At 67.5% G+C, this 1,103-nt stretch carries 1 protein-coding gene and 1 pseudogene; both read right to left on the bottom strand.

Annotated features, from left to right (window positions below; all coding sequences use genetic code 11):
* A pseudogene (locus ACWD4P_RS38445) lies at positions 1 to 443 on the bottom strand (carbohydrate ABC transporter permease); the annotation flags it as partial.
* Positions 444 to 448: 5 nt separating this feature from the next.
* Positions 449 to 1,103: carbohydrate ABC transporter permease (locus tag ACWD4P_RS38440; protein ID WP_449782850.1), on the bottom strand; the 655-nt coding region annotated here is incomplete at its 5' end.

Raw genomic sequence — 1,103 nt, 5'->3', positions numbered from 1 at the left:
ACGATGACCTGCGGCGGCAGCATCATTGTCGAGATGACGAGGATCATCGCCGTCCGGCGGCCGCGGAAGCGGAACTTGCCGAGCGCGTACGCGACGGGGATCGCCGAGCACACGGTGAACACGGTCCCGAGGCCCGCGTAGAGCAGGGAGTTCTTCCACCAGTCGAGGAAGCCGTCGGTCTCGAAGACGGCCTTGTAGTTCTCCCAGTGCCAGGAGTCCGGCCACAGGTCGCCGCTCATCGCCTGGCTGTCGCTCATCACCGAGGTCAGGAAGACGAACACGAACGGCAGGACGAACAGCAGCGCGACGGCGATCGCGACGCTGTGCACGGCGATCCAGTGCAGGACGCGCTTGCGGCGGGCGCGTGCGGCGGCGGGGCCACGCGCGGGTGAGGCGTCCGCGGGAGCCGCGGCCGGGGTGGGGCTGAGTGTCGTGGTCGTCATCCTGATCAGTCCTCCGCCGAGAGCAGGCCCGAGCGCTTGCGCATGAGCAGCATGGTCACGGCCATGGCGATGGCGAAGAGTACGAGCGAGAGGACGCACGCCGCGCCGGTGTTGAAGTTCTGGAAGCCCATCGAGTAGACGAGCTGCGGGACGGTGAGCGTCGAGTGGTCCGGGTAGCCGGGCTGGATGACGCTGCCGGGGCCGATGGAGACGCCGGAGGCGATCTTTCCGGCGACCAGGGCCTGCGTGTAGTACTGCATCGTCTGTACGACGCCGGTGACGATGGCGAACATGACGATCGGAGTGATCGACGGCCAGGTCACGTACCGGAACTTCGACCAGGCGCCCGCGCCGTCCAGCTCCGCGGCCTCGTACTGCTCCCTGGGTACGTCGAGCAGTGCGGCCATGAAGATCACCATCAGGTCGCCGATGCCCCACAGCGAGAGCATCACCAGGGACGGCTTGGCCCAGGCGGCGTCGTTGAACCAGTTCGGTCCGGTGATGCCGAGGTGCGCGAGGACCTCGTTGACCGGTCCCGTCGACGGGTTGAGCAGGAAGACGAAGGCGACGGTCGCCGCCACCGGCGGGGCCAGGTACGGCAGGTAGAAGGCCGTACGGAAGAAGCCGGCGCCGGTCTTGATCTTCGTGATGAGCAGTCCG

The organism is Kitasatospora sp. NPDC002543, assembly GCF_053594915.1.
Note: the sequence above shows the minus strand (reverse complement) of the source record. Positions and strands in the feature narration are given on the sequence as shown.